This window comes from Bradyrhizobium sp. SZCCHNS3052, from assembly GCF_032484495.1.
GTDB lineage: Bacteria > Pseudomonadota > Alphaproteobacteria > Rhizobiales > Xanthobacteraceae > Bradyrhizobium.
In genome coordinates this window covers 223,695-247,335 of sequence record NZ_JAUETB010000010.1, presented here as the reverse complement: position 1 = coordinate 247,335, position 23,641 = coordinate 223,695, and the positions used below count along the sequence as shown (strand labels likewise).

22 protein-coding genes are annotated in these 23,641 nt (G+C 65.6%); 4 read left to right on the top strand and 18 right to left on the bottom strand.

Annotated features, from left to right (window positions below; all coding sequences use genetic code 11):
• Window positions 1-57 precede the first annotated feature (57 nt).
• From QX073_RS26490 to QX073_RS26445, 10 genes are all read right to left on the bottom strand, one after another.
• Entirely contained in the window at window positions 58-1,017 is a 960-nt protein-coding gene (locus QX073_RS26490) for a Gfo/Idh/MocA family oxidoreductase (RefSeq protein WP_315751989.1), read from the bottom strand.
• A 1-nt stretch (window position 1,018) separates the two neighbouring features.
• Complete coding sequence (locus tag QX073_RS26485; RefSeq protein WP_316193339.1) at window positions 1,019-1,882, bottom strand: class III extradiol dioxygenase subunit beta; 864 nt, start codon at window positions 1,880-1,882, stop codon at window positions 1,019-1,021.
• On the bottom strand, window positions 1,883-2,272 hold the full coding sequence (gene ligA, locus QX073_RS26480) for a protocatechuate 4,5-dioxygenase subunit alpha (RefSeq protein WP_257168873.1): 390 nt from the start codon (window positions 2,270-2,272) through the stop codon (window positions 1,883-1,885). It lies immediately after the preceding gene.
• Between the two features lie 12 nt (window positions 2,273-2,284).
• Window positions 2,285-3,199 (bottom strand): amidohydrolase family protein, encoded by a 915-nt coding sequence (locus tag QX073_RS26475; protein ID WP_316226635.1) that lies wholly within the window; start codon window positions 3,197-3,199, stop codon window positions 2,285-2,287.
• A gap of 8 nt (window positions 3,200-3,207) precedes the next feature.
• Complete coding sequence (locus QX073_RS26470; RefSeq protein ID WP_316226634.1) at window positions 3,208-4,146, bottom strand: NAD(P)-dependent oxidoreductase; 939 nt, start codon at window positions 4,144-4,146, stop codon at window positions 3,208-3,210.
• Between the two features lie 2 nt (window positions 4,147-4,148).
• Window positions 4,149-4,844 carry a 4-carboxy-4-hydroxy-2-oxoadipate aldolase/oxaloacetate decarboxylase gene (ligK, locus tag QX073_RS26465; RefSeq protein ID WP_011925385.1) on the bottom strand — a complete coding sequence of 232 codons (696 nt, stop codon included), beginning with the start codon at window positions 4,842-4,844 and terminating at the stop codon, window positions 4,149-4,151.
• Window positions 4,845-4,861: 17 nt separating this feature from the next.
• On the bottom strand, window positions 4,862-5,887 hold the full coding sequence (locus QX073_RS26460) for an amidohydrolase family protein (RefSeq protein WP_008971778.1): 1,026 nt from the start codon (window positions 5,885-5,887) through the stop codon (window positions 4,862-4,864).
• 48 nt (window positions 5,888-5,935) lie between these two features.
• Window positions 5,936-7,312 carry an MFS transporter gene (locus tag QX073_RS26455; RefSeq protein ID WP_315826464.1) on the bottom strand — a complete coding sequence of 459 codons (1,377 nt, stop codon included), beginning with the start codon at window positions 7,310-7,312 and terminating at the stop codon, window positions 5,936-5,938.
• A gap of 444 nt (window positions 7,313-7,756) precedes the next feature.
• The gene (locus QX073_RS26450) at window positions 7,757-8,656 is read right to left on the bottom strand and encodes a LysR substrate-binding domain-containing protein (RefSeq protein WP_316193344.1); all 900 of its coding nucleotides are present in this window, start codon (window positions 8,654-8,656) and stop codon (window positions 7,757-7,759) included.
• Window positions 8,657-8,902: 246 nt separating this feature from the next.
• Window positions 8,903-9,316, bottom strand: a complete 414-nt coding sequence (locus QX073_RS26445) for a TspO/MBR family protein (protein WP_316194615.1) — start codon at window positions 9,314-9,316, stop codon at window positions 8,903-8,905.
• A gap of 276 nt (window positions 9,317-9,592) precedes the next feature.
• On the opposite strand from QX073_RS26445, the gene QX073_RS26440 reads away from it, so the two are divergent.
• A complete protein-coding gene (locus tag QX073_RS26440; protein WP_315715624.1) occupies window positions 9,593-10,552 on the top strand; it encodes a MoxR family ATPase in 960 nt (319 codons plus the stop codon).
• Window positions 10,553-10,559: 7 nt separating this feature from the next.
• Window positions 10,560-11,933, top strand: a complete 1,374-nt coding sequence (locus QX073_RS26435) for a vWA domain-containing protein (protein WP_316226633.1) — start codon at window positions 10,560-10,562, stop codon at window positions 11,931-11,933.
• A 302-nt stretch (window positions 11,934-12,235) separates the two neighbouring features.
• On the opposite strand, the gene QX073_RS26430 is transcribed toward QX073_RS26435, so the two are convergent.
• From QX073_RS26430 to QX073_RS26415, 4 genes are all read right to left on the bottom strand, one after another.
• Window positions 12,236-12,511, bottom strand: coding sequence for a hypothetical protein (locus tag QX073_RS26430; protein WP_315715622.1), 276 nt, complete (start codon window positions 12,509-12,511; stop codon window positions 12,236-12,238).
• A gap of 701 nt (window positions 12,512-13,212) precedes the next feature.
• Window positions 13,213-13,659 carry a RidA family protein gene (locus tag QX073_RS26425; protein ID WP_315715621.1) on the bottom strand — a complete coding sequence of 149 codons (447 nt, stop codon included), beginning with the start codon at window positions 13,657-13,659 and terminating at the stop codon, window positions 13,213-13,215.
• 21 nt (window positions 13,660-13,680) lie between these two features.
• On the bottom strand, window positions 13,681-15,372 hold the full coding sequence (locus tag QX073_RS26420) for a benzoate-CoA ligase family protein (RefSeq protein ID WP_316193347.1): 1,692 nt from the start codon (window positions 15,370-15,372) through the stop codon (window positions 13,681-13,683).
• A 165-nt stretch (window positions 15,373-15,537) separates the two neighbouring features.
• On the bottom strand, window positions 15,538-16,032 hold the full coding sequence (locus QX073_RS26415; RefSeq protein WP_315751998.1) for a MarR family transcriptional regulator: 495 nt from the start codon (window positions 16,030-16,032) through the stop codon (window positions 15,538-15,540).
• 305 nt (window positions 16,033-16,337) lie between these two features.
• On the opposite strand from QX073_RS26415, the gene QX073_RS26410 reads away from it, so the two are divergent.
• Window positions 16,338-17,522, top strand: coding sequence for an ABC transporter substrate-binding protein (locus QX073_RS26410; protein WP_315715618.1), 1,185 nt, complete (start codon window positions 16,338-16,340; stop codon window positions 17,520-17,522).
• A gap of 20 nt (window positions 17,523-17,542) precedes the next feature.
• Window positions 17,543-18,001 carry a cupin domain-containing protein gene (locus tag QX073_RS26405; RefSeq protein ID WP_315751999.1) on the top strand — a complete coding sequence of 153 codons (459 nt, stop codon included), beginning with the start codon at window positions 17,543-17,545 and terminating at the stop codon, window positions 17,999-18,001.
• A gap of 117 nt (window positions 18,002-18,118) precedes the next feature.
• On the opposite strand, the gene QX073_RS26400 is transcribed toward QX073_RS26405, so the two are convergent.
• From QX073_RS26400 to QX073_RS26385, 4 genes are all read right to left on the bottom strand, one after another.
• On the bottom strand, window positions 18,119-19,366 hold the full coding sequence (locus QX073_RS26400; RefSeq protein WP_315715616.1) for a flavin-dependent oxidoreductase: 1,248 nt from the start codon (window positions 19,364-19,366) through the stop codon (window positions 18,119-18,121).
• A gap of 53 nt (window positions 19,367-19,419) precedes the next feature.
• A complete protein-coding gene (locus QX073_RS26395) occupies window positions 19,420-21,768 on the bottom strand; it encodes a bifunctional salicylyl-CoA 5-hydroxylase/oxidoreductase (RefSeq protein WP_316226632.1) in 2,349 nt (782 codons plus the stop codon).
• A gap of 87 nt (window positions 21,769-21,855) precedes the next feature.
• Complete coding sequence (locus tag QX073_RS26390; protein WP_316226631.1) at window positions 21,856-22,692, bottom strand: enoyl-CoA hydratase family protein; 837 nt, start codon at window positions 22,690-22,692, stop codon at window positions 21,856-21,858.
• A 48-nt stretch (window positions 22,693-22,740) separates the two neighbouring features.
• Complete coding sequence (locus tag QX073_RS26385) at window positions 22,741-23,502, bottom strand: SDR family oxidoreductase (protein ID WP_315715613.1); 762 nt, start codon at window positions 23,500-23,502, stop codon at window positions 22,741-22,743.
• Window positions 23,503-23,641: the final 139 nt, after the last annotated feature.

Sequence of the window (23,641 nt, the reverse complement as noted above, 5' to 3'; positions counted from 1 at the left end):
TCTGCGCCATCGTAGAAGCCCTCCTCACGCGCAACGCGCGCAAGGAGGGAAGAAGTATCAGCCCTTGGCGAGCTGCACGTCGAGATCGTGCAGCACCTGGTAGCAGGGCAGCACCTGGGCCACGGAGGCGTTGGGCTCGCGGCCCTCGCGGATCGCGGCGAAGAACTCGCGGTCCTGCAGCTCGATGCCGTTCATGGAGACGTCGACCTTGGAGACGTCGATCTTCTCTTCCTTGCCGTTCACCAGATCGTCGTAGCGGGCGATATAGGTGCCGGTGTCGCCGATGTAGCGGAAGAAGGTGCCGAGCGGGCCGTCATTGTTGAACGACAGCGACAGCGTGCAGATCGCGCCATTGGCGGCCTTGAGCTGGATCGACATGTCCATGGCGATGCCCAGGGTCGGGTGGATCGGGCCCTGGATCGCATTGGCCTTCACGATCGGCGAGCCCGCCTGATAGGCGAACAGGTCGACGGTGTGCGCGGCGTGGTGCCACAGCAGGTGGTCGGTCCAGCTGCGCGGCTGGCCCAGCGCGTTCATGTTGGTGCGGCGGAAGAAGTAGGTCTGTACATCCATCTGCTGGATGTGGAATTCGCCGGCCTTGATCTTCTTGTGCACGAACTGGTGGCTGGGATTGAAGCGCCGGGTGTGGCCGCACATCGCGACCAGCTTGGTCTCCTTCTGCAGCTCCACCACCTGCTGCGCGTCCTTGAGCGAGTCCGCGAGCGGGATCTCGACCTGCACGTGCTTGCCGGCCTTGAGGCAGTCGATCGCCTGCGCGGCATGCATCTGCGTCGGCGTACACAGGATGACGGCGTCGACCTCCGGCAGCTTGAGGCTGTCGGCGAGCTCGGTCGAGACGTGCTTGATGCCGTATTTGTCGGCGACTTCCTTGGTCTGGTCGAAGCGGCGGCCGACCAGCGACACCACCTCGACCCCGTCGATGTTCTTGATGCCGTCGAGATGCTTGATGCCGAACGCGCCGGCGCCGGCGAGCGCGACCTTGATGGTCTTGGCCATATCAGTTGTTCTCCAGGATCAGATGGCCGACGGCCGTGTTGCTCGCCGGCACATGATAGAAGCGGTGACGCACGGTCGGCGCGTTGCCCTTCTTGGTCTCGTTGACGTCGCTCATGGCGCCGCGCGCGATCAGCCACATCACGAGCTCGATGCCCTCGCTGCCGGCCTCGCGGACGTACTCGATATGCGGCACCTTGGACAGGCCTTCCGGATCGTTGATCAGCTTGTCCAGGAACATGTTGTCCCATTCGCGATTGATCAGGCCCGCCCGCGGGCCCTGCAGCTGGTGGCTCATGCCGCCGGTGCCCCAGATCTGCACGTTGAGCGGTTCGTCATAGCTCTCGATCGCCTTGCGGATCGCCTTGCCGAGCATGAAGCAGCGGCGGCCCGACGGCACCGGATATTGCACCACGTTGACCGCGAAGGGGATCACCGGGCACGGCCAGGCATCGACCTGGCCGAAGATCAGGCTGAGCGGCACGGTGAGGCCGTGATCGACGTCCATCTTGTTGACGATGGTGAGGTCGAAATCGTCCTGGATCACCGACTGCGCGATGTGCGCGGCGAGCTTCGGATGCCCGATCACCTTGGGGACCGGGCGCGGGCCCCAGCCCTCGTCGGCCGGCTGATATTCAGCCGCGGTGCCGATCGCGAACGTGGGAATCATGTCCAGGCTGAAGGCGGTCGCATGGTCGTTGAAGACCAGGAATACGACGTCCGGCTTCTGCTCCTTCTCCCATTGCTTGGCGAAGTCGTAGCCGGCGAACACCGGCTTCCAATAATCCTCGCCGGTCTTGCCGAGGTCGAGGGCGGCGCCGATCGCCGGGACGTGCGAGGTGAAGACGCTTGCGGAGATCTTTGCCATTTACTTCTTCTCCCCGGTGTAGCGGTTGCCCTCGACCGAGCGGCCGCCCTTGATCATCATCTCGCGGTACTGGTCTTCGGTCATGCCGGTCATGCTGCCGGCCATCTGCTGAAAGCTCTTGCCGTCAGTCGCGCCGATCTTGGCGAGGAAGTAGATGTTGCCGCCAAGCGCAATGCAGCGGTTCAGGTCACGATCGAGCACCGCCTGCTTCTGCTCCTCGCTCATCGGCCATTCGTCGAGATAGGCGCGCTCATTGGCCTTGAAGCGGGCGCGGTTCTCCGCCTTCATCAGTGACATGCAGAACTGGTTGAGGTGATAGCCCATCCGCGACATGTCCGCGTCGAAGATGGTCGTGCCGGGAACGTCGGTATAGGGTTTGTCGAGCGACATCGCTTCCCTCCTTCAGGATTCTTCGGGCCAGTAAAGCCGCATCGGGTTGTCGACCAGGAGCTTGTGCTGCAGCTCCGCGGTGACGGCGATATGCGGAATGAAATCGACCAGCAGGCCATCATCCGGCATGTGGTCCTTCAGGTTCGGATGCGGCCAGTCGGTGCCCCACAGCACGCGATCCGGGAAGGTCTCGACGATGCGCTTCGCAAACGGCACCACGTCACGATAGGCGTTCTGCTCGCCATTCAGTGCCGGCGGTCCCTTGACCGAGAGACGCTCCGGGCAGCTCACCTTGGACCAGACGTTGCCGTGCTCGCGCATGAACTTCACGAACAGCTCGAACTCCGGACCGTCGACCGGCTTGGTGACATCGGGGCGGCCCATGTGGTCGACGACCACAGTGGTCGGCAGCGAAGTGAAGAAGTCCCACAACTCAGGCAGATCAACGGCTTCGAAGTAGATCACGACGTGCCAGCCGAGCTTGCTGATGCGGTTGGCAATCTCGATCAGCTCGTCCTTGGGCGTGAAGTCAACCAGGCGCTTGACGAAATTGAAGCGGACGCCGCGCACGCCGGCGTCGTGCATCGCCTGCAGCTCGGCGTCGCTGACGCTGCGCTTGACGGTGGCGACGCCGCGGGCCTTGCCGTTCGAATGCACCAGCGCATCGACCATGGCGCGGTTGTCGGCGCCGTGGCAGGTCGCCTGCACCACGACGTTGCGGGCGAAGCCGAGATGGTCGCGCAGCGCATAGAGCTGGTGCTTGGAGGCGTCGCAGGGCGTATATTTGCGCTCGGGCGCATAGGGAAATTCGGCACCGGGGCCGAACACGTGGCAGTGCGCGTCGACGCTGCCGGCCGGCACCTTGAAGCGCGGCTTCGACGGGCCGTCATACCAGTCGAGCCATCCCGGGGTCTTCTGGAACTCCATGAGGTTCCCTACTCCTTGGACTTGATCTTGTTGAGAATGCGATCGGCCTCGGTGCGCCAGTCCGGGCTGCGCGCGAATTCCTTGGTGCCGCGGGTGCCGAACAGGCCGCCATCGGCGAGATCGGCGACCCAGGCCTGGCGCTCGGCGGTGCCTTCCGCCGACCACGGCGTCAGCCCGATGTCGCGCACGGTCTCGGCAACCTCCCTCACCTCCTCGGCGCGGCGGCGGCCATGCTCGATCACGCGCTGAAAGAAATAGGCGCCCTGCTTCTCCCAGTCGATGCCGGGGAACGTCTCCTGCAGCGAAGCCAGCACCGCGTCCTCGACGCCATAGGCGCGCGCGGTGGTGAAGCTCTCGATCACCATCGCCTCGAGGCCCTTGATCATGATGCTGCGGCACATCTTGGTCGCCGAGGCGACGCCGAGCTTGTCGCTGGCGGGCTTGGCGGCGAAGCCGAGATCGTTGAGCAGCGGCGCCAACTCGCGCGCGCCCGCGCCGCCGAGCAGCAGCGGCACCTTGATGCGATAGGGCGGCACCGAGGTCATCACGGCGCCCTCGACATAGCGGCCGCCGGCGCCGTCGATCAGCGCGGCGGCGCGCTGCTTGGCGCCGGGCGAGGCCGAGTTGAAGTCGAGGAACCACGCGCCAGGCTTGATGGCCGCAGCGCAGGCCTCGGCGACGGCCACGTCCTGGCTGGCGGTCACCGCGGAGACGACGAAGTCGGCCTCCGCCGCCAGCTCCGCATGCGATGCGGCCAGCGTCACGCCGATGCCGGCGGCGTGGCCACGCATCGCGTCGCCGCGCGAGTCGGCCAGCTTGACGTCATAGGCCGAGACGCGCACGCCGTCCTTGCGCAGATCCTCGGCGAGGATCTTGCCGACCTCGCCGTAGCCGATCAGCCCGACATGCCATCGGTTCGAAGGATTTGGGTTGGACGCCGCGGTCATGCTCAATCGATGTATTTGAGCCCGGCCTTCGCCAGCGGCTCGCGCATCTTGTACATGTCGAGGCCGAGCACGCCGGACGCGAGCTTCTCGCGCTTGTCGGCCTCGTTGGCCTCGCGCGCAGCAGCGGCGTCGGCTGCCTGGTGGGCGACCGCGGCCGGCACCACGACGATGCCGTCGACATCGGCGACGATCACGTCACCCGGATTGACGGCAGCTCCGGCGCAGACGATCGGGATGTTGACCGAGCCGAGCGTGGCCTTGACGGTGCCGCGAGCCGAGATGGCGCGCGAGAACACCGGGAACTGCATCTCAGTCAGATCAGCAACGTCGCGCACGCCGCCGTCGATCACGAGGCCCTGGGCGCCGCGGGCGCGGAAGCTGGTCGCCAGCAAATCGCCGAAGAAGCCGTCGGTGTTCTCCACCGTGCAGGCGGCGACGACGACGTCGCCGGGCTGGATCTGCTCGGCCGCAACATGCAGCATCCAGTTGTCGCCGGGCTGCAGCAGCACGGTGACGGCCGTGCCGCACATTTTCGCCGTCGGATAGATCGGGCGCATGTAGCACTGCATCAGGCCGACGCGGCCCATCGCCTCGTGGATGGTGGCGACGCCGAACTTGGACAGCTTCTCCACCGCCGCCTTGTCGGCGCGGGTGATCTTCGTCTTGACGATGCCGAGATTGTTCATGGGGGTGCTCATATCGCCTGCCCTTTAGATTACTTGCCCTTGGCCTTCAACGCGGCGTCGAGCCGCGGGAACACGCGCCGTGCATTGCCTTCATAGATCTGGTGGCGCTGCTCGGGGGTCAGCTTGGCGGCCTCGATATAGCGCTTGGTGTCGTCGTAGTAGAAGCCGGTCTCCGGGTCGATGCCACGGACGGCGCCGATCATTTCCGACGCAAACAGGATATTGTCGATCGGGATCACGCCGGTCAGCAGGTCGATGCCCGGCTGGTGATAGACGCAGGTGTCGAAGAAGATGTTGTTGAGCAGGTGATCCTTCAACAGCGGCTTCTTCAGCTCCTGGGCGAGGCCGCGGAACCTGCCCCAGTGATACGGCACCGCGCCGCCGCCATGCGGGATCAGGAACTTCAACGTCGGGAAGTCCTTGAACAGGTCCGACGTCAGGCACTGCATGAACGCCGTGGTGTCGGCGTTGAGGTAGTGCGCGCCCGTGGTGTGGAAGCAGGCGTTGCAGCTGGTGGAGACGTGGATCATCGCGGGGATGTCGAGCTCGACCATCTTCTCGTAGATCGGATACCAGTGCCGGTCCGACAGCGGCGGCGAGGTCCAGTGGCCGCCCGAGGGATCCGGGTTGAGGTTGATGCCGACGAAGCCGTACTCCTTGATGCACTTCTCCAGTTCGGGAATGCAGGTCTTGGGGTCGACGCCCGGCGACTGCGGCAGCATCGCGACGCCGATGAAATTGTCCGGGAACAGCTTGCTGACGCGGTAGCACAGCTCGTTGCAGATCGCGGCCCAGGTCGAGGACACCTGGAAGTCGCCGATGTGGTGAGCCATGAAGCTCGCGCGCGGCGAGAACACGGTGAGGTCGCTGCCGCGCTCCTTCATCTTCTTGAGCTGGTTGCTCTCGATGCTCTCGCGCAGCTCGTCGTCGCTGATCTTGAGCTCGGAGGCCTTCGGCATGACGGACGGATCCTTGATGCCCGCGATCTGCCGGTTGCGCCACTCTTCCAGCGCCTTCGGAGCCGTCGTGTAATGGCCGTGCACGTCGATGATCACGTCAGTCTCTCCCTCAAAGCTTCTGTGTCTTGCGGTGGCGCGCGCCGCTCAATGCGCCACCACGGCGGAGCCGACATCCTCGCCGCTGCCGCGGCCTCCCGGTCCCACGACCTGCTTTACCACAAGGGCGAGCGCCGCGATCAAGCCGGGAACCGCGATCACGGTGAAAATCTCGCTGAAGGTCAGGTGCCGCGCGGTCAGCTCGGCGACCAGGAACGAGCCGGCAATACCGCCGAAGCGGCCGATGCCCATCATCCAGGCAACGCCGGTGGCGCGGCCCTGGGTCGGATAGAACGCGGCGGCCAGCGCCGGCAGCGACGACTGGGCCGTGTTCATCACGACGCCGGCGACGAACACGATCACCACCAGGAAGCCGATGTTGCCGACGGCCTGGCCGATCAGGAAGATCGCCACCGCGGTCAGGGCGTAGCCGACCGCCACGATGCGGTTGGCATTGAAGCGGTCCATCAGCAGGCCGAAGAACACCGCGCCGACGCCGCCGAGCGGGAACAGCGCCGAGATCAGGGTCGCGGTCTGCGGGTTGAGCCCGACATCCTTGAACAGCACCGGCATCCAGTTGATCAGCGAGTAGAAGATCACGAGCCCCATGAAATAGGTGACCCACAGCATCACCGAGCCGACGCGCAGCACCGGCGACAGCACCATGCCGATGCCGGTGGCGTTGACGCGCCGGGTGGTCTCGGCGTGCTCCGGCTCCAGCATCACGAACTGGCCGACATCGGAGGCTGCAGCCGATATCCGGCGCATCACCTTGCGGACGCGCTCGACGCTCGCGCCGCGCGACAGCAGGTAGTGCACCGACTCGGGCAGGATCGCGATCAGCAGCACGGTCAGCACCAGCGGCGTGACGCCGCCGAGCACCAGCACGCTGCGCCAGCCCCATTGCGGGATCATCCACGCCGCGAGGAAGCCGCCGCAGGCCGCGCCGAGCGGAAAGCCGCAGAACATCAGGTTGGTCATGGTCGCGCGCAGCCGGCCCGGACAGTACTCGCTGAGCAGGGTCACGGCATTCGGCATGGCGGCACCGAGGCCGATGCCGGTGACGCAGCGGAGCACGGTGAGCTCGGTCAGGTTGGTCGCGAACGCCGAGGCCAGACAGGCGATGCCGAAGACCAGCACGGAGCCGACCAGCACCAGCTTGCGGCCGAGACGATCGGCGATCGGCCCCGCGAACAGCGCCCCGCCGGCAAGACCGAACAGCGCCGCGCTCAGCACCGGTCCAAGCGCCGATTTCTCGATGCCCCACTCCTTCAGGAGCGACGGCGCGATGAAGCCGATCGCCGCGGTGTCGAAGCCGTCGAGCAGCACGATGACGAAGCCGAGCGCGAAGATCAGCCACTGGAAGCCGGAGAACTTGTGGTCGTCGAGAAAGGCCTGGACGTCGACGCGGGCGGTCGTTGGCATCGCTTCTGCTTCCTTGGGTGCTGTTCTGGCGCGTTGGCCGAGGTCCGCAGGGCGCGCGATCCCTGACGGGATCGGCCCTGCTGCTTCGGCGGCTTGACCGGGTATGTGACCGAGCGCGCCGGCCCGCGCCAGCGCCCGGGGGCTTCTATCAGCTATTCCGAAACGGCATAAGATATCAGAGGAGCCATGCTGATTTTAGAATGGGTCTGAACAACTCCGCTGTTGGCTTTCGCACGGCTCAGACACCGCGGTCTCCACCCTCCCCTGCAGGGGGAGGGTCGGCTCACGGGGAGCGAAGCGAGCCGTGAGGCGGGGTGGGGTGATCTCTCCTCTGGCACCGGCGCGCGGGGAGAGATCACCCCACCCCGCTCGCCCGCTTCGCGCGCGAGCGACCCTCCCCCTCCAGGGGAGGGTAGCACTGCCCGAGCCGAGATCACCCGCGATTCACCGCGGCAGCTTCCGGATCAGCGCGGTCGCCAGCTTGATGGTCTGCTGCGCCAGCGGCGTCGGGCGCTTGTGCGCCGAGGTGACGAAGCACAGCACGCTGGTCGGGGCGGGCTCGGTCAGTGGGCGGATGGCGAGCTCGCTGGCGCGGCCCGAGGCGGCGACGCCACTCGGGGTCAGCACGGCGTGGCCGTAGCCGGCGCAGACGAGATCGATGATCGAGGGCACGCTCGACACCTCCCAGGCGATGTCGAGCTTGATCCCGGCGAGCGCCGCCTGCGTCTCCAGCAGGCGCCGCATCGCGTGCACCCGCTCCGGCATGATCAGGCTGTAGCGCGACAGCTCGGCCATCGGCAGCGGCGCGGTGACGCGGCGCTTGCCCTTGGGCGCGTGGCTCACCAGCGCCAACGGCTCCTGCAGCACCGGCGTGATCTCGATGCCGGGCTGGGCTTCCGGATTGTAGACCATGCCGACGTCGATGCGTCCGGTGGTGACCCACTCCACCACATGCGTCGACAGCCCCTCGACGACGGCCAGTCGCGCCGCCGGATACTCCTTGCGGAAGCGATCGATCAGCGGCAGCGTCAATTGCCGCGCGATGCTCGGTGGCAGGCCGATGGTGACGCGGCCGACCGGCGCATCGCGGCTGGCGCCGAGATCTTCGCGCGCATGCGCCACCAGCTGCAGCACGCCGACGCTGTGGTCGAGCAGCCGCTTGCCGGCCTCGGTCAGCGCCACGCCCCGCCCGTTGCGCGCGAACAGCTGCTGCTTCAACTCCGATTCCAGCGCCCGCACCTGCCGCGACAGCGCCGGCTGCGCCACGTCGAGCACGGACGCGGCCTTGCTGAACGAGCCGAGCTCGGCGACCTGCACGAAATATTCGAGCTGCTTGAGGTTCATGGGTGAACGCCTCGACCATCAAGCGCCAGTCTGCCGCGCTGCCCGCCCCACCCCCGACTGTCGTCCCTGCGAACGCAGGGACCCATAACCACCGGCCCTGATTGTTGAGCACGAAAGGCAACTCGGAGTCTTTTCCGACAATCGGCCGTCCGCGGTATGGGTCCCTGCGTTCGCAGGGACGACAGCGGAGGACGCGGCGGCAGCACACCCGATTGTTGACAGCTTCGCCCCATCAGCCGCCTCATCTCAATTCAGCACGTTCACCGAGAAATTCAGCGCCGACGCGAACGCGACCCAACAGGCATAGGGCACGAACAGCAGCGCCGCGATCCGGTCCTCGCGCCATTGCATCACGATGAAGGTCACGATCAGCACGAACATGCTGGCGATGATCGCGAACGCGACCCACATCAGATGCGCGGTGAAGAACACCGGCGACCAGGCGAAGTTCAGCACCAGCTGTCCCCACCACACCTGCATCACCGCACCGCTTTCGACCCGCTCATAGGTGCGCCAGCCGGCGACCGCGATCATGATGTAGAGCACGGTCCAGGCGACCGGAAACAGCCAGCCCGGCGGGGTGAACCAGGGCTTGTTGAGCGAGCCGTACCAGGCGCCGGGCATGTTGGAGGCGCCGATGATCCAGCCGCCTCCGACCACGAGAACCAGCAGGACGAGGAGATGCAGGATGGATCGGTTCATATTCCGCTCGGCGTGATTTGCAGGAGGAGGTTCTCGGTCCGGTCCGCTGGCGACCGGCAGCCATGCGGCCGAGGCACCCACGCGCGCACTGGACAGGGCTGCCCGGGACGCGTAGCCAGGACATAACACAATGCGAGGAAAAGTCAGGGTTTTCGCCTGACCACCAACGTCCAGGGGCCGGAACGCCGATCACATCTGCGCCGGGTCCTGATACCAGGAAACGGAGTTTCGTCAGTGGCTGATTCCCCGGCCCCCTCTTCAGCCATCGCCTCGATCGCGGCCGTCGAGGCCGGCCTCGCCGCCCAGGGCTATATCGCCAGCCGCCAGATCGCCACCGCCGTCTACCTGTCGCAGGCGATCGACAAGCCGATCCTGGTCGAGGGCCCAGCCGGCGTCGGCAAGACCGAGCTTGCCAAGGCGATCGCCGCCTGGCGCGGCCTCAAGATGATCCGGCTGCAATGTTATGAGGGGCTCGACGAGGCCAAGGCGCTCTACGAGTGGAAATACGCCAAGCAGCTGCTCTACACCCAGATCCTGAAGGACAAGCTCGGCGAGGTGCTCGGCGGCGCTCAGACCTTGCATGCGGCGCTCGGCCAGCTGCACGATTTCGGCGACGTGTTCTTCTCCAAGGAGTTCGTCGAGCCGCGGCCGCTGCTGCAGGCGCTGCTCGAGCCCAATGGCTGCGTGCTGCTGATCGACGAGATCGACAAGTCCGACGCCGAGTTCGAGTCGCTGCTGCTGGAGATCCTTTCGGACTTCCAGGTCACGATCCCCGAGCTCGGCAGCATCGCCGCCGCCAAGCCGCCGACCGTGATCCTGACCTCCAACTCCGAGCGCAACCTCGGCGACGCCCTGAAGCGGCGCTGCCTGCATCTGCACATCGGCTTCCCCGAGCAGCGGCTGGAAGAGCGCATCGTCGAGAGCCGCGTGCCCGGCATCTCGCAGAATCTGCGCCGGCAGCTCGTGGCCTTCATCCACGACGTCAGAACGCTCGACCTGAAGAAGCAGCCGTCGGTCAGCGAGACCATCGACTGGGCGCGCGTGCTGGTGCTGCTGCAGGCGGCCGAGCTCGGCCATGACGTGGTGAAGGATACGCTCAACGTGCTCTTGAAATACGAGTCCGACATCGAGGTGGCGCTGCCGCAGGTGACGACCTTCGTCGCCAAGGCGCAGCGCCAGAACATCTTCGGGTGAGGCTCTCATGCAGGAGAACCTGCATCGGTTCTTTCGGGCGGCGCGCGGCGCCGGCGTGCACGTGTCGCCGGCCGAGAGCATCGACGCGATGCGCGCTGTGGCGAGCGTCGGTCTCGCCGATCGCACGGTGCTGCGCGACAGCCTGCTGCTGACGCTCGCCAAGAGCGAGGACGAGAAGAAGGCGCTCGGCGCCTGCTTCGACCTGTTCTTCGCCCATGTCGATCCAACGCAGGCCGAGGCGAATGACGAGACGCAGCAGGACGCGGCGTCGAATGAGGCCCAGTCGGCCCCGCCATCCGGAGAGCCGATCGGCGGTGAGGCGGACGCGGAGCTCGGCGCTCTTGCCCAGATGCTGCTGGCGCAGAACACGGCTGACATCTCGGCCGCGATCGCCAACGCGTCCAGCGCCGTCGGGCTGTCGGAGATCCGCTACTTCACCCAGCGCGGCCTGTTCTCCAGCCGCATGCTGGAGACGATGGGGATCCAGCGGCTGCGCGACGATCTCGATAGGCTCACCGAGACCAATCCGGCGTTGGCGGAGCGGCTGCAGGCCGGGCTCGACGGCCTGCGCGACACCGTGCGCGATGCGGTCGCGCAGGCGCTCGCGCTGTACGGCCGCGAGGAGACCGAGAACCTGCGCCACGAGATCCTGCGCAACGCGCAGCTGTCGCGGATCGAGCCGCGCCAGGTCGCGGAGATGCGGGCGCTGATCCGGCAGATCGCGCGCCGCCTGCGCGAGCGCTATGCGAAGCCGCGCAAGCGCCAGCGCCGCGGCCATCTCGACGTCCGCCGCACGCTCCGCCGCAACGCGGCCTGGGGCAGCGTGCCCTTCCTCACCGCGTGGAAGCGCCGGCACCGCGACCGCCCGAAGATCGTCGCGCTGTGCGACGTCTCGGGCTCCGTCGCCCGCGTCTCGGATTTCTTCCTGCTGCTGATCCACAGCCTGCACGACGTCGTCAGCGATGTTCGCTCGTTCGCGTTCTCCGGCCACCTGATCGAGGTCAGCGAGATCCTTGAGCAGAAGCCGGCCGAGGAGGCCATGGCCGAGATCATGCACAAGGTCGGCTTCGGCTCGTCCGACTACGGCTCCTCGCTGGTGGATTTCGAGAAGCAGTTCATGTCGTCGGTGACGCCACAGACCACCGTGATCATTCTGGGTGATGCCCGCAGCAACAAGCTCGACCCACGCGCCGACATCCTCAAAGCCATCTCCGAACGCGCCAAGCGCGTGGTCTGGCTCAATCCCGAGGGCCGTATGACCTGGGGCTGGGGCGATTCAGAGATGCCGCGCTACCAGACCTTCTGCAACGTCGTGCGCCCCTGCGCGACAGCTCAGCAATTGGAACGCGCTGTGAGCGACATCGTCTCGGCGTATCAGTAGCACTCCGCTCTCCCCACGCGTCATTGCGAGCGCAGCGACGTGTCCGCCGAAGCCCTCTCGGGCGAAGGCGGAAGCAATCCAGGGCCGAGTGCGCGACTCTGGATTGCTTCGTCGCTGCGCTCCTCGCAATGACGCCATAAGTTCGTAGGGTGGACAAAGCCGTCGTGCGGAGTAAGCCGCACGATCGCGTGCCCACCGGCGGACCGTCCGCGAACAACGGCGGGCACGGCGCGATCAGACAGTGCCAAAAAACAATCGCGATCACGGCGCGCCTTTGCCCACCCTACGCACCGGGAGCGGAGCTACCGTCCCCCCGCGGCGCGCTTCAGCAACGCCGCGCGCTGCTGATCTGTAAAAGTCACACCCGACTTCTTCTCGACCACCCGCACGGCCCATGACCGCATCGGATCGTCATCCACCCGCGCCGGCTCGCGCAGGATGGCGACGCCGATCTCCAGCATCTTGGCGTCGGCCTGATGCTCGATGCCGCCGCCCCCGGCCGTCGCCAATGCCAGCGCGCCGGCCGCGGCGCCGATGCCGGCGGCCAGCGCCGTCGTCACGAAGAGTTTCCAGTCCAAGTCCGCCCCCTGCTCTCACCCGCCACTGCGCCGTCACGCTCGAACAGGTTGATGTCTGCGACATGGCGATCCCAAGTCGTTCATTCGGCGGCAGGATCATCAGACGACCACAATTGTTCCACTAACGAAGCGACATGCCTGCGAACCGTGATGTCCTGTGTGACTGCCCGTCGCGTTACCATGTCGCAGCGCGCTGGCCTTGTGCCGTCGGGCAAATCACGACGATGCTTGCGCCCAACCTGCCCAGGCGAAGAGGGGCGTACGCGTCGTCACGATACGTGGGGCAGGCCGCGGTGGACGCCGTTGCATCATGCGCTTGTTGCGCGGACGAGTGATGTCGTGGCGTACGGTGAAGTCGTGATGTCCTGATACCCCGACGCTGGTATCACGTTCGCGACGATGCTCAGTGCATCGCGCGGATCATGGTGGCCAACAAGCCCGGCGCACCAGGGAGACCACGTATAAGCCGTCAAACATCGCGCAGGGAAGGCCGGCATGTTCGGCCCACCTGTGGTTCCTGCCCCGTGCATTTTCTGTCGCACGGGGGCCGCGGGTGTGGTGGACACCCGGCCTTCCCTGCGCCCTCGATTTTCGCCGGGGGTGATCGACCAGCAAAGCTCGGGCCGACCAGCCGCGAGAACGCGATGTCACGTTCCAAGTTCGACCGATCAAAGACCAGCCCCTGCCGGCAGCACGCGCCCTCAGCGCGGCACCACCGCAGTCGCCTCGATCTCCACCCGCGCGGCCTTCTCGACCAGCCTGACGACCTGCACCAGGGCCATCGCGGGATAATGACTGCCAAAGATCTCGCGATAGATCTTCCCAAGCTCCCTCAAATTGCCGAGATACTCATCCATGTCGACGACGTACCAGGTCAGCCGCACCAGGTGCTCCGGACGCGCATTGCCTTCAGCCAGGATCGCGGCGATGTTTTCCAGCGCCTGCCGGACCTGCGTCACAAAGCCATCGGCGAGCGTCTCGCTCGCGTCCCAACCGATCACGCCGCCGGTGACGACGATGCGCCCCTCGGCACTGATGCCGTTGGCGTAGCCCTTTGGCATCGGCCAGCCGCTCGGCTGCAGAACGCGCATGCCCTCGGCCTCATCCTGCTTCACCACGGCCAGCGTGGGCGCCTTGGTCGTGCTCACGAACGTCTCTCCTTGTCTCTCCTACGAGGCCGCGCCGGGCGACGGCGTAGCGGCAGCCTGCGCGATCTGCCGCAGGGCGAACCGCTTCAGCTTGCCGGTCTCGGTCTTGGGCAGTTGCGTCACGAACTCGATCGCGCGCGGATATTTGTACGGCGCGATCTCGCGTTTGACATGCTCCTGCAGCTCGGCCACCAGCGCCGGCGTGCCTTCCACCCCCGGCGCCAGCACGACATACGCCTTCACGACCATTCCGCGCGCGTCGTCGGGAGCACCGACGACGCCGCATTCGGCGACCGCCGCATGCGTCAACAGCGCCGCCTCGACGTCGGTGCCGGCGATGTTGTAGCCGGACGAGACGATCATGTCGTCAGAGCGCGACTGATACCAGAAGTAGCCGTCCTCATCCATCACATAGGTGTCGCCGGTGACATTCCAGCCGTTCTGGACGTATTTGCGCTGACGCTCGTCGGCGAGATAGCGGCAGCCGGTGGGACCCCGCACCGCGAGCCGCCCCATCGTGCCCGGCGGCACGTCGTGGCCCTCGTCGTCGACGATCTTGGCCTCGTAGCCCGGCACCGGCTTGCCGGTGGCGCCGGGACGGATCTCGTCCTCGACGGCACTGATGAAGATATGCAGCATCTCGGTCGAGCCGATGCCGTCCATCAGCTTCAGCCCGGTCGCCTTCAGCCAGGCGTCGAAGGTCGGCTTCGGCAGGGTCTCACCGGCGGAGACGCATTTGCGCAGCGAGGAGATGTCGCGCCCATCGAGCTTGCTCAGCATGGCCCGATAGGCGGTCGGCGCCGTGAAGCAGATGGTGGCCTTGTAGCGCTCGATGGCCGCGAGCAGATCGTCCGGCGAGGTCTTTTCCAGCACGACGTAGGATGCCCCGATGTGCATCGGAAACAGCACGCCGCCGAAACCGAAGGTGAAGGCGAGCGGTGCGGTGCCGATGAAGCGGTCGCTCTGGCTGGCGCGCAGCACGTTGCGGGCGTAGCCGTCGCACACCGCGAGCATGTCGCGGTGGAAATGCATGGTGCCCTTGGGATCGCCGGTCGTGCCGGAGGTGAAGGCGATCAGGCAGAGATCGTCGGAGGCGGTATCGACCGCGGTGAACTCCGGGCTGGCATCGGCGATCAGCGCCTCCAGCGCGTTGGGCTGGCCGTTGCCCCAATAGACCACCTGCTTCAGCGCCGGCGCGATCGGGCGGGTCTTTTCCATCTCGTCGGCCAGCTTGCCGTCGCACAAGGCCAGCGCGATCTGCGCCTTCTGGATCGGATAGGACAGCTCTTTGGCGCGCAGCAGCGGCATGGTGGCGACCACGATGCCGCCGGCCTTGATGACGGCCAGATAGGTGGCAACCATCATCGGATTGTTCGCGGAGCGGAGCAGCACGCGGCCGCCGGGCACGAGACCGAGCTTGCCGACCAGGACGTTGGCGATCCTGTTCACCAGTGCCTGCAGCTCGCGATACGTGTAGCTGATGTCAGCGCTGATGATGCATGGCGCATCGCCCCGCCCCTCCTTGACCCAGCGATCGACGAAATGCGTCACGCAGTTCAGCCGCGGCGGATACTGGAATTCGGGCCGGCTGAAGACGAAGTCTGGCCACAGCTCACGCGGCGGCAGATTGTCCTGGGCGAAGGTGTCGACGTGGGCGCTATGCGCATGCGCGCTGGCGCTCTCCGGCTGCTGAACCTTGGCGGCAGTGGCCATCACACGCTCCTGTCTGAAGGGAAGGACGCCCGGCACGTTTCAGTCCTAAACATTTTAGACTTAAAACATCTAGGCGCAAGAGCCGAAGATTGTGCACTGCCCGCAAATTGTTTGAGCGCCTGCCGCGCGTGGCAGCGTGGCCTGCGACGTCCTGTCAGGCCCGCTTCAATCCTGCCGGCGCTGCACGGCCTTCTGCGCCGATCCCTTGGTCTTGGCGAGCAGCCGCATCAACTCGCGCACGTCCTTCTCCGTGAGATCGCCGAAGATGTCCGCGATCCAGGTCTCGTGCTCGGCCGCCATCTTGCGGAATTCGGCGCGGCCGAGCTTGGTCAGCCGGATCACCTGGACGCGGCGGTCGGTGTCGGAGGTGCGGCGATCCAGATGGCCGGATTCGACGAGGCGCTCGACCAGTCCGGTGACGTTGCCGTTCGAGACCATCATGCGCTTGGAGACGTCGGACAGGGTCATGCCATCAGGCGCCTTGTCGAGCTGCGCCATCAGGTCGAAACGCGGCAGGGTCACGTCGAAACGCTCGCGCAGCCGGCTGCGGATCTCGCCTTCGATCAGGGTCGTGCAGGTGAGCAGGCGCAGCCACAGCCGCAGCTCCTCGGCATGGTCCTCGGGCAGCTCGACGGCCTTGGTCTCGGAATCAAGCGTCATGACGGAATCACTTGGGCACGTTCAGCCTCGTCTGGCGAGGCTCGTGAGTTTGACCTTCAGGACCTCCTGGGAGCAAGGAAAAATGTACCGTCATTTTGCGCAGGACGATGAGGAGGCAATTCCTTTAACCTTCAAGCAATTGGCGCGGCGCTTGCATGCGTGCCGAAACTGCCCCTTGCGCGAGCAGCTCGCTTGCAGCTGAGGGCGTCATCAGACTAGGCTTGTGACCAAGCTGCGGTCTGGCCCATCGTTTGGTCAGGTGCAAAAAACATAAACCTGAATTTCCGCATCCCGGGGGAGTTGTCATGAAAATGAGTTCGAAGCTGGCCGGTCTCGGCGTCGGTCTTGGCATTGCCGCGAGCCTGCTCGCCCAGCCGGCGCTGGCCGACGACAAAATCAAGATCGGCGTCATCGTCACCCTCTCCGGCCCCGCCGCCGCGCTCGGCGGCCAGGTCCGCGACGGCTTCAACCTTGCCATCAAGGACCTCGGCGGCAAGATGGGCGGCAAGGACGTCGAGGTGGTGGTCGCCGACGACGAGCTGAAGCCGGATGCCGCGATCACCAAGGTCAAGGGCCTGCTCGAGCGTGACAAGGTCGACTTCGTCGTCGGTCCGATCTTCTCCAACATGCTGCAGGCCATCCACCGGCCGGTCACCGAGAACAAGACCTTCCTGATCAGCCCGAATGCCGGTCCGTCCAGCTACGCCGGCAAGGAATGCAGCCCCTACTTCTACGTGACCTCGTACCAGAACGACCAAGTGCATGCCGTTCTCGGCAAGGTCGCGCAGGACCGCGGCTACAAGAAGATGTATCTGCTGGTTCCGAACTATCAGGCCGGGCGCGATTCCGTCGCCGGCTTCAAGCTCGACTACAAGGGCGAGATCGTCGAAGAGTCCTACGTTCCGCTCAACACGCTCGACTTCCAGCCCGAGCTGTCCAAGATCTCCTCGCAGAAGCCGGACGCCGTGTTCACCTTCATGCCGGGTGGCATGGGCGTGAACCTCGTCAAGCAGTTCAAGCAGGCCGGCCTTGCCGACACCATTCCGGTGCTCTCGGCCTTCACGGTCGACGAATCCACGCTCCCTGCGCAGCAGGATGCCGCGGTCGGAATGTTCGGCGGCGCCAACTGGGCGCCCAATTTCGACAATCCGCAGAGCAAGAAGTTCGTCGCCGGCTACGAGGCCGCCTACAACAGCGTGCCCGGCACCTACGCGATGCAGGCCTATGACGCCGCGCTGCTGATCGACAGCGCCGTGAAGGCAGTCGGCGGCAACCTCAGCAACAAGGATGCAGTAGCCGCGGCGCTGAAGAAGGCCGATTTTGCCTCGCTGCGCGGTAACTTCAAGTTCAACACCAACGGCTATCCGATCCAGGACTTCTATCTGACCAAGGTCGCCAAGCGGCCGGATGGCAAGTTCCAGACCGAGATCGTACAGAAGGTGTTCGAAAACTACGCCGACCGCTACGCCAAGGATTGCGCGGCCAAGTAACAGCAGGGAGCGAAAACGACATGAACCATCCGGAAATCGCCGGCATCACCCGGGCCAATGAGGGCATCCAGGGCATCTCCTGGAACATTCTCGGCCAGGTCTATGTGCCGAAGAACCGCACCGAGCACAGCTTCTCCTGGCACGCGACGTTCCCGGTCGGCACCTTCGTGCCGCCGCACATCCACCCCGACCAGGACGAGTATCTCTACATCCTCGAAGGACGGCTCGACTTCTTCCTGGATGGCGCCGAGGAATACGCCACCGCCGGCGACACGGTGCGGCTGCCGATGGGCAAGCCGCACGGCATCTTCAACAAGTCGCAGCAGACGGCAAAGACGCTGTTCTGGGTGTCGCCGACGCGGCGGCTCTACGAGCTGTTCTGGGCGATCCACAACATGCGCGAGCAGAACCCGGACGACGTGGTGAAGCTCGCCGCTGAGCACAACATCCACTTCCTGCCCCCGCCTCCGGGGGCGTGAGTCTGATCTGGCGCTTGTTTCGAACTGTTGCGCAGAACGTAGCGCGCTCCCTCTCCCCGTCCTCACGGGGAGAGGGATGGGGCGAGGGGCAGCCGTTCGGGCAGTCTCAGATAGTTGCTACGACGCCTGCCGCGTCACCATCCGCGCGGCAAAGCCGGCCCGGCTCGCATAACCGCGCACGATACCCTCTCGGGCTTCGTAGTTGAGGATGGTGTTGATGTCCGTGAAGCCTTGCGGCGCGAGCTGCTCGACGGCATCGATGACGCCCTCGGGGCCGCCGCGGCGGTTCGACGCGACGATCTCGGCGGTCATCGGCAGCCGCTTCTGCTCATAGGCCATCAGCGCCTGGCGCGGATGCTCGGAGCGGGCCAAGGCATCGGCGAGCGCGCGGGCATCGAGAATGGCCTGCGAGGCGCCATTGGAGCCGACCGGGTACATCGGATGCGCGGCATCGCCCAACAAGGTGACGCGGCCGCTCGACCAGTACGGCAGCGGATCGCGGTCGCAGCAGGGATATTCCCAGAACTCCGGCGTCGCCCGCACCATCGCGGCGAAGTCGACCTGGGGAATGGAGAAGCCGTTGACATGCGGCATCAGCTCATCCGTCTTGCCGAGCCGCGACCAGTCCTCACGCCGCGGCGGCGCGGTGTTGGCATCGCCGATGCGCACCAGCACGGCCCAGTTGGTGAGGCGGGTCGCGGGGCTCGAGCCCTCGGCGATCGGATAGATCACCGCCTTGGCGTTCAGGCCGCCGGCGATGATCATCGACCGCCCGGTCAGGAACGCCGGCCAGTCGGTGGCGCCGCGCCACAGCATCAGGCCGTTCCAGCACGGCGCGCCCTCATTGGGGAACAGCGTCTGCCGGACCTTGGAATGAATGCCGTCGGCGCCGATCAGGACGTCCCCGCGGACGGTGTGAACATGAGCGCCGGTGCGGTCGAAGAAATAGGCGGTCACACCGCCCTCGTCCTGGGTGAACGAGCCGAGCCGGCAGCCGGTGTGGACCTTCTCAGGCCCGAGCCGCTGCATCACCGCCTGATGGATCACGCTCTGCAGACGGCCGCGGTGAATCGAGAATTGCGGCACGTCGTGGCCGGCGTCGAGCCCGCGGGTCTCGTGCCAGACCTCCTGGCCGCGCCGAGTCAAGTAGAACAGCTCATAGGTCCGGATGGCGACTTCGTCGAGCCGGTCGAGCAGCCCGAGCTGGGCGAGCTCCCGGATCGCGTGCGGCAGGGTGTTGATGCCGACACCGAGCTCGCGGATTGCATCCGCCTGCTCGAACAGCTCACAGTCGATGCCGCGCGCCCGCAGCATCAGGGCCGTGGTCAATCCGCCGATACCGCCGCCAACGATGATCGCCTTCATCGCCTCTACTCCACTCGTACTTCTCGTACCGGGCAGCAGCGTGGCACGGAGCCTTACTCCGCCGCAAGCGGCTTCGCAGCCTCTGCCGTCAGCTCGGCCCGCGTCTTCGGCTTAGCCTTAATCTTCAGCTCCTCGAAATCCTGCCGATCGCGGACGCTGTTGCGGAAGATTTGCTCCTTGCCCGGCAGATATTGCGGCGGACAGAACATGTCGGCGCCGTACCAGGCCGCGGCCTTCATCGTGAAGGCGGGGTCGACCAGATGCGGACGGCCGAGCGCGACGAGATCGGCGCGGCCGGCGGCCAGGATGGTGTTGACCTGGTCGGCCGAGGTGATGTTACCGACGCACATGGTCGCGACATCAGCCTCATTGCGGACCTGATCGGAGAACGGCGTCTGGAACATGCGGCCGTAGATCGGCTTGGCCTCGCAAACGGTCTGGCCGGTCGAGACATCGACGAGATCGACGCCGGCCTCGCCGAACGCGCGGGCGATCAGCACCGCGTCGTCACCAGTGACGCCGCCGTCGGCCCAGTCGGTGGCGGAGATGCGCACCGACATCGGCTTGTGCGCCGGCCACGCCGCGCGCATCGCCGCGAACACTTCCAGCGGGAAGCGCAGCCTGTTCTCCAGCGCGCCGCCATAGTCGTCGGTCCGCTTGTTGGTCAACGGCGAGATGAAGCTGGCGAGCAAATAGCCGTGGGCGCAGTGCAGTTCGAGCATGTCGAATCCGCAGCGGTTGCCACGCTCGGCCGCAGCGACGAAGTCGGCCTTGATTGCATCCATCGCCGCGCGGTCGAGCTCGCGCGGCACCCGGCTGTCCGGGAAATACGGCAATGGCGACGCCGACACCACGTCCCAGCCCCCTTGCTCCAACGGCTGGTCGATGCCGTCCCACATCAGCTTGGTCGCGCCTTTGCGGCCGGCGTGGCCGAGCTGCAGCGCGAACTTCGCTCTCGAGTTGGCGTGGACGAAATCGACGATGCGCGTCCAGGCCGCCTCCTGGGCGTCGTTCCACAAACCGGCACAGCCGGGCGTGATACGCGCATCGCGGCTCACGCAGGTCATCTCGGTGAACAGCAGGCCCGCGCCGCCGATCGCGCGCGAGCCGTAATGCACCAGATGAAAATCGCCAGGTACGCCTTCATCCGCGGAGTACATGCACATCGGCGACAGCACCGCGCGGTTCGTGACCGTCATCTCCCGCAGCTTGAACGGCTGAAACATCGGTGCGACCGGCTTCTCGACGTCGACGTCGAATCCGTTGGCGCGGACCTGCTGCGCGAAGGCCTTGTCAACCTCGGCCACGAAGTCCGGCGCGCGCAAAGTGAGATTGTCGTAGGTGATCGCTTTCGAGCGCGTCATCACGCCGAACGCGAACTGAACCGGATCGAAATCCCAGAAGCGGTCGACGTGCTCGAACCAGACCAGCGACACGTCGGCGGCGTGCTGGGTCTTCTCGACCTCCTCGCGCCGGCCATGCTCGTAAAGATCGAGCGCCGCCGGAATGTTGGGCGCGCGCTGCATGGCGTCAGCCAGCGCGATCGCGTCCTCCATCGCAAGCTTGGTGCCCGAGCCGATCGAGAAATGCGCAGTCGACTTGGCGTCACCGAGCAGCACCATGTTGTCCTTGACCCAGCGCTTGTTGCGGATCATCGGGAAATTGCGCCACATCGAGCGGTTGATCAGCAGCGGATGGTCGCCGAGGAACCAGCCGAAGATCTCCTTCATGCGGTCGGCGGATTGCCGCTCGTCGAGCCCGGTCAGGCCGGCCCGCTCGAAGGTCTCTGGATCGGTCTCGAAGATCCAGGTCGAGTGCCCCGCCTCGTATTGGTAGGCGTGCGCGATGAACGGACCCCACTCGGTCTCCTGGAAGATGAAGGTGAAGGCATCGAGCGGCTTGGTCGAGCCCATCCACGCGAACTTGTTGGCGCGCAGATCCACCTCCGGCTGGAAGTGATCGACGTACTTCTGACGGAAACGACTGTTGATGCCGTCAGACAGGATCAGGAGATCCGCATCAGCGAATTGCGACTCGTCCTCGAGGTCGACCTCGAACTGCAGGGTCACACCCAGCTCGCGCGCTCGCTCCTGCAGGATTCGCAGCAGCGTGCGGCGCGAGCAGCCGCAGAAACCATTGCCGCCGACCCGGTGGACCGTGCCGCGGAAATGCACGGCAATATCATCCCAGTAGGCGAACTCCTGGGTGATCCGCTGGTAGCTCGGCAGATCGTGCTTCTCGAAATTGTCGAGCGTGGCGTCGGAGAACACCACGCCGAAGCCGAACGTATCGTCGGCGCGGTTGCGCTCGTAGACCGCGATGTCGGCGCTGGGCCGCTGCTTCTTGAGCAATATCGCCGCATAGAGACCGGCAGGTCCGCCGCCGATGATCGCGATCTTCATGAGCGCCTCCACTGGAGAGCCGAGCCAATGAAAATTATTTTAGACCTAAAATATCTCCTGGCAAGTCCCTTCGGTTCCCGGAGCAGCTCAATTCCCCTGGAAGACCGGTTTGGACTTGGCGGCGAAGGCTTCGAAAGCGCGATTGAAATCCTCTGTTGTCATGCACAAGGCCTGGGCAACTGCCTCCGCCTCGATCGCCTCCTCCACCGACATCGCCCATTCCATGGCCAGCATGCGCTTGGTCATGGTGTTGGCGAAGGTTGGACCGTTCGCGATCTCGGTCGCCAGCGTCACCGCCTGGGTCAGCACTTTGGCCGGCGCAACGATACGGCTGAAGAAGCCCCAGCGCTCGCCTTCGTCCGCGCTCATGAAGCGGCCGGTGTAGAGCAGCTCGGAGGCGCGCGACTGGCCGATGATGCGCGGCAGGATCGCACAGGCGCCCATGTCGCAGCCGGCAAGGCCGACCTTGTTGAACAGGAAGGCGACCTTGGCACCGGTCGTGGCGAGCCGGATATCCGAGGCCATCGCGACGATCGCGCCCGCGCCGGCGCAGATGCCCTCCACGGCAGCCACGACCGGCTGAGGACAGGCGCGCATCGCCTTGACCAGATCGCCGGTCATGCGGGTGAACGCGGTCAGGCCCTTAGTGTCCATCTTCACCAGCGGACCGATGATCTCGAAAACGTCGCCGCCGGACGAGAAATTGCCGCCTGCACCGGCCACGACGATCGCCTTGACGTCATCGTCGAACGCGCAGGCCCGGAAGAAGTCGGTCAGCTCGCGATAACTCTCGAAGGTCAGCGGGTTCTTGCGCTCGGGCCGGTTCAACGTCACGGTCGCGACGCGATCCTTGACCGCAAGCAGGAAATGGCTGGGCTTGTAGTCCGCCAGCGGCACGGTGACGGGATTGGCCGGTCTCGACATGTAAGCTCCCTCTGTTCAACTGTCTTCGTTAGGCCAGGGCGCTGCGGCTCACACTTCGCCGCCGGCAACCGCGATCGCCTGCCCTGTGATCGCACCGGCACCGCTGCCGCACAGCCACAGCACGGTGTCGGCAACCTCCTGCGGCGTGATGAGACGCCCCTGCGGATTGTGCTTGGCAAGTTCGGCGATCGCTTGCTCCCGGCTGCGGCCGGTCTTTTTCATGATGTTGTCGACGCTTTCCGCGACAAGATCGGTATCGGTAAAGCCGGGACACACGGCATTGACCGTGACGCGCGTCGCGGCCAGCTCCAGCGCCAGCGATCGCGTGAGGCCGACGACCGCATGCTTGGCCGCGGTGTACGCGCTGACATAGGGATAGCCCTTGAGACCCGCGGTCGACGCCACGGCGACAATCCTGCCATAGGGCCTGCCCTTCATCGCCGGCAGCACCGCCTGCACGGCGTGGACGACGCCCATGAAGTTGATGTCCATCATGCGGTGGAACAGCGCGGTGTCGGATTTCAGGAACGGCGCCGATTCTGCGCTTCCCGCATTGGCAATCAGGATGTCGATCGGCCGACGCGCGGCGGCGCTTGCGGCTGCGGCATTGAGCGCCGCCGGATCGGCAACATCGGCGATTGCGGCGTGATCTGCGCATCCGGCCGCGACCGCCTCATCGAGCGTTGCGCCATTGCGACCGACGATCGTCACGGTTGCGCCCGCAAGCTTCAAGGCGCGCGCAATTTCGCGGCCGATGCCGCGCCCGCCCCCCGTCACCATCGCATGCGCGGCTTGCGGAAGTCCGGACATGCGTGCGCCTCCTCTGATTTCGTTGGCAGGTCTCGACGGGGAAGTTATTTTAAACTTCAAATTTTTGCAACAACACGCCGGAAGCGGCTTGACACCTCGGTTACCGCGACTAGCGTTCAAGGGCCCGGAGCGAGCAACG

What these genes read in the sequence shown, in the direction of transcription:
- QX073_RS26490 (WP_315751989.1), bottom strand. Translation starts at nt 1,017, where the DNA reads ATGGCCAAGACCATCAAGGTCGCGCTCGCCGGCGCCGGCGCGTTCGGC.
- QX073_RS26485 (WP_316193339.1), bottom strand. Translation starts at nt 1,882, where the DNA reads ATGGCAAAGATCTCCGCAAGCGTCTTCACCTCGCACGTCCCGGCGATC.
- ligA (WP_257168873.1), bottom strand. Translation starts at nt 2,272, where the DNA reads ATGTCGCTCGACAAACCCTATACCGACGTTCCCGGCACGACCATCTTC.
- QX073_RS26475 (WP_316226635.1), bottom strand. Translation starts at nt 3,199, where the DNA reads ATGGAGTTCCAGAAGACCCCGGGATGGCTCGACTGGTATGACGGCCCG.
- QX073_RS26470 (WP_316226634.1), bottom strand. Translation starts at nt 4,146, where the DNA reads ATGACCGCGGCGTCCAACCCAAATCCTTCGAACCGATGGCATGTCGGG.
- ligK (WP_011925385.1), bottom strand. Translation starts at nt 4,844, where the DNA reads ATGAGCACCCCCATGAACAATCTCGGCATCGTCAAGACGAAGATCACC.
- QX073_RS26455 (WP_315826464.1), bottom strand. Translation starts at nt 7,312, where the DNA reads ATGCCAACGACCGCCCGCGTCGACGTCCAGGCCTTTCTCGACGACCAC.
- QX073_RS26450 (WP_316193344.1), bottom strand. Translation starts at nt 8,656, where the DNA reads ATGAACCTCAAGCAGCTCGAATATTTCGTGCAGGTCGCCGAGCTCGGC.
- QX073_RS26435 (WP_316226633.1), top strand. Translation starts at nt 10,560, where the DNA reads ATGCAGGAGAACCTGCATCGGTTCTTTCGGGCGGCGCGCGGCGCCGGC.
- QX073_RS26420 (WP_316193347.1), bottom strand. Translation starts at nt 15,372, where the DNA reads ATGGCCACTGCCGCCAAGGTTCAGCAGCCGGAGAGCGCCAGCGCGCAT.
- QX073_RS26415 (WP_315751998.1), bottom strand. Translation starts at nt 16,032, where the DNA reads ATGACGCTTGATTCCGAGACCAAGGCCGTCGAGCTGCCCGAGGACCAT.
- QX073_RS26410 (WP_315715618.1), top strand. Translation starts at nt 16,338, where the DNA reads ATGAAAATGAGTTCGAAGCTGGCCGGTCTCGGCGTCGGTCTTGGCATT.
- QX073_RS26405 (WP_315751999.1), top strand. Translation starts at nt 17,543, where the DNA reads ATGAACCATCCGGAAATCGCCGGCATCACCCGGGCCAATGAGGGCATC.
- QX073_RS26400 (WP_315715616.1), bottom strand. Translation starts at nt 19,366, where the DNA reads ATGAAGGCGATCATCGTTGGCGGCGGTATCGGCGGATTGACCACGGCC.
- QX073_RS26395 (WP_316226632.1), bottom strand. Translation starts at nt 21,768, where the DNA reads ATGAAGATCGCGATCATCGGCGGCGGACCTGCCGGTCTCTATGCGGCG.
- QX073_RS26390 (WP_316226631.1), bottom strand. Translation starts at nt 22,692, where the DNA reads ATGTCGAGACCGGCCAATCCCGTCACCGTGCCGCTGGCGGACTACAAG.
- QX073_RS26385 (WP_315715613.1), bottom strand. Translation starts at nt 23,502, where the DNA reads ATGTCCGGACTTCCGCAAGCCGCGCATGCGATGGTGACGGGGGGCGGG.